Source organism: Psychrobacillus sp., assembly GCF_056205495.1.
Window position 1 is genome coordinate 1 of record NZ_JBAEAP010000239.1, and the last position, 4,140, is coordinate 4,140.

Here is a 4,140-nt window from a genome sequence, read left to right on the forward strand (position 1 = left end):
AAATGGAATGCCCTCAGACTGTAGACAAACTCCAAAAAATATGGAGTTTGCCTACAGTCTTTTTTCTTTTAACATAGAAGTAACGCGAGGGAGAGTTGATTTCCGCTACGAACGGACGCTTTCCGCGGGCACGGCTTCAGCCGCTTCCCTCGCTGAGCTCAGTCCAGGGTCTTCAGCTCGCGCTGTTCCCGCTGGAGTCGCCGTTCTTCGCTCCAATCAACGGGGCCTCCTATAAAATGAATGAGGTGATGGATATGATGACGAAAAATCAAACCAATGAACGCAGAGTAAGAATAAACAAAAGGTGATTCAATGTCATATCTGGCAAGACTATTTGGATGTAGCTGAGTACTTACGTCATTGCTATGAAATGAAACAAATTTACGGGAAGCGAAAAGAGACGATCGAGCGTGTCTTTGCCGATGCCAAAGAAAGCATGGAATGCGATGGACAACCTTAAAGGGTCTTAAAAAATTGTCCATGCAGGCGATGCTAACTTTTGCTGCCTTAAATCTTAAGAAGTTGGCCAACTGGACCTGGAAAACGCCAAAAATGGCGTAAAACAAACAAAATCGAGAGCTGAATTAGCTCTTTTTCCAGATTGTAAACTGTGATAATAGCAAAAGGGTTGGAAATCGAAACGATTTCCAACCCTTTTGTCTACACTCTGAGGGCATTCCAATAAAAATGGAATGCCCTTTTCCTATTTCTATATGAAAACACTTACATTTATACTTAAATAAATTAATTATTCTAAAATATATTATATACTTTATTCTAGTAAAGTTTTATGTTAATCTATTGATTATTCTTTATTATCTGAAAGGACGGAAAATTATGCCACAAATGGTCGCTTTGGTTCTCGTTATCGCTATTTTATTTATTGGAGAGTTGGTCTCCACTCGGACAAAGGCTTGGATTCCTTCTGTTTTCGTTTCAGCCGTCCTTTTTATCATTGGCTATTGGACTTTTTTCCCAAAAGAAATTGTATCTATAGCAGGAGTGCCACCTGTAGTTGCAACTATGATGATCTATTTGCTAATTACAAATATGGGGACACTTCTTTCTCTTAAACAGTTAAAGGAACAATGGAAAACTATTTTAATATCTTTAGCTGGAATTCTAGGTATAATTGTCGCGCTATTCACAATTGGTATTCTATTATTTGATTTTGAAACAGTTGTTGTGGCGATTCCACCCTTGGTTGGTGGTGTTGTTTCTGCTTTAATCATGTCAGAAGGTGCCGCAAATGCAGGGCTCACTACTTTATCTGTGTTTGCCATCGTTATTTATGTCATGCAAGGATTTGCAGGGTATCCCCTCACGTCAATTGTTCTCAAGAAAGAAGGTAAGTATCTTTTAAACAAATTCCGTCAGGGAGAACTAACTATTGACGGAAATGTGGAAAATTCAACGGAGGATACAAAAGAAGAACTTAAAATGTTTAAAAAGCTACCTGCCAAATACAATACGGATTATTTCAAGCTATTTAGACTGGCCTTTGTCGGGTTCCTAGCCTATGGGGTTTCTACACTTTTAAACCCTATTATTGAAATTAGTCCCTTTGTTCTTTGCTTATTATTCGGTATTATCTCAGGAAGCATCGGTTTCTTAGAACGCAATGTACTTCAAAAGGCAAACAGCTTCGGTATTTGTATTCTAGTTTTAATGCTTTTTGTTTTCGACGCTTTAAAAAATGCAACTCCTTCTATGATTATGGAAATCCTATATCCGTTAGTCGGTACGATCATCTTAGGAGTAATTGGTATGTACATATTCTCATTCATCATCGGAAAGATATTAAAGGTAAGTAAAAACATGGCGTTTGCTGTTTCCTTAACTGCACTTTACGGTTTTCCTGCAGACTACATTATTACAAACGAAGTGATCAAGGCCTTAACCGAGGATGAGAAGGAACGAGAAGTTTTAACTAGCCACATGCTCCCACCAATGCTAGTTGGGGGATTCATTAGTGTAACAATTGTATCTGTTGTACTCGCTGGTATCTTCGTAGGATTCTTATAAGGAGTGATAGAATGATAGCCAATCAACTAAGAATAGAGCAGCATATCAACCTTTTAAGTCAATATACAGCTACCCCAAAAGCAGGGGTAACAAGATTAACTTATTCAAAAGAAGATTTGGAAGCTAGAAACTATATAAAAGACATGATGAGAAATTATAACTTAACTGTTTCAGAGGATGGCCTCGGGAATATTTTTGGAAAACTCGAAGGCCGCGATCCAAGTGCACCATCGGTTATAGTTGGCTCTCATTTTGACTCTGTACCAAACGGTGGAGCATACGATGGCGCGGCTGGCGTTGTAGTTGGGTTAGAAGTTGCCGCTTTATTTCAGGAACAGCAAATCCAGCCAGTTAACTCGCTGGAGGTCATTGCAATGGTCGAGGAGGAAGGTTCTCGCTTTGGCGGTGGGCTAATGGGCTCTAGGGGAATGATGGGGTTATTGTCTGAAGATGATTTTCAATCCATCAAAGACAAAAACGGAGTTTCAGTAAAAGAAGCCATGACTAATATTGGTTTAGATTTTACTAAGGAAAAATACCGTGACCCGAAAACGATTAAAGCTTTTTTGGAGTTACATATTGAACAAGGTCCTATTTTAGAAGAAAAAAACATATCTATAGGTGTTGTGGATGCTATTGTTGGTCTAACTCAGCTAGAGGTTACTATTCAAGGCAGAGCCGGTCATGCAGGTACGACGCCTATGGACAAAAGAGCCGACGCATTAGTCACAGCTGCACAAATCATTTCCGCATTTCCAAAGCTTGCTGAAGAAGTAGGACATGGGACCGTTATTACTACTGGACAATTAGAAGTTTTCCCTAACGGTTCTAATGTAATTCCAAGCAAAGCCATCTTTTCAGTAGATATACGTTCAGGAGAAGAGGAAAAAGTTCAGCAAGCAATTAATAAGGTAATGGCACTAATTGAATCTAAAAATAACTCGAACGTGCAAATCGTCGCTGAGCAGTTGCTTCACACGACGCCAAAGGTTATGGACAAAGAAGTTCACTCTCTTTTAACAGAGGCATGCGAGAAACTAGACATCTCCTATTGCCAGATTAGTAGTGGAGCAGGTCACGATGCCATGATTTTCTCTGATTATACTGCATGTGGGATGATCTTTATCCCTAGCAGGGATGGTCTAAGTCATTGCCCGGAAGAGTGGTCGGATACTAAGGACCTTGCTAAGGGAGCAACTATTTTATATGAAACAGTATTACGACTAACGGAGGGAACAGCATGATTAACACTCAAATTAAGGAATCCATAAAAAACAGCAGTGAAGAGCTAACTGAATTACGTAGGAAATTGCATAGTGAGCCAGAATTATCTTTTGAAGAGTTTAAAACTACAGAATTTATTTGTAACTATTTAGACAAGCTAGGTATTTCTTATCGTAAAACAGAGCCTACAGGAGTTATCGCAGAAATCTATGGCAAAACTGATGGAAAAACTGTGGCATTACGCGGCGACATGGATGCTCTATCGGTACAGCAGCTAAATAATGTGCCGTACGCATCTAAAATAGAAGGAAAAATGCACGCTTGTGGACACGATGCTCATACGTCTATGCTACTAATTGCTGCTAAGGCATTATCTGAAGTGAAGGACCAGCTGCCTGGAAAGGTTCGCTTGCTTTTCCAACCGGCAGAGGAAATTGCTCAAGGTGCTAAAGCTATGGTTGAACAAGGTGCTATGGAAGGTGTGGACAATGTATTCGGTATACATATTTGGTCACAAATGCCGACAAGTAAAGTATCCTGCACACCTGGACCTTCATTTGCTGCAGCCGATCTTTTTACTGTAAAGTTCAAAGGTCGCGGTGGGCATGGCGCTATTCCTGAAGCATGTATTGATGCTGCCCTTGTAGCCTCTTCCTTTGTGATGAACGTTCAAACGGTCGTTTCGCGCACTATCGATCCACAAAGTCCAGCGGTACTAACAATCGGAAAAATGATTGTTGGTACTAGGTTCAATGTTATTGCTGAAAATGCAGAAATTGAAGGAACAGTTCGTACGTTCCACCCCGAAACTCGTGATCACATGGAACAGAGCATTAAAGACTATGCAGAAAATGTGGCAGCCATTTACGGAGCAACAGCAGAAGTAGTTTA

Annotated in this window: 3 protein-coding genes and 1 pseudogene; all 4 read left to right on the forward strand. The window is 40.1% G+C overall.

Annotation, left to right across the window (positions count from 1 at the left end):
- Positions 1–304: 304 nt before the first annotated feature.
- A pseudogene (locus AC06OU_RS06880) lies at positions 305–561 on the forward strand (transposase).
- A 276-nt stretch (positions 562–837) separates the two neighbouring features.
- A complete protein-coding gene (locus AC06OU_RS06885; RefSeq protein ID WP_475854875.1) occupies positions 838–2,025 on the forward strand; it encodes a hypothetical protein in 1,188 nt (395 codons plus the stop codon).
- A gap of 11 nt (positions 2,026–2,036) precedes the next feature.
- The gene (locus AC06OU_RS06890) at positions 2,037–3,269 is read left to right on the forward strand and encodes an allantoate amidohydrolase (RefSeq protein WP_475854876.1); all 1,233 of its coding nucleotides are present in this window, start codon (positions 2,037–2,039) and stop codon (positions 3,267–3,269) included.
- Positions 3,266–4,140 (forward strand): M20 metallopeptidase family protein (locus tag AC06OU_RS06895; RefSeq protein ID WP_475854878.1); only part of this gene is annotated, 875 nt, incomplete at its 3' end. The genes AC06OU_RS06890 and AC06OU_RS06895, both read left to right, overlap by 4 nt.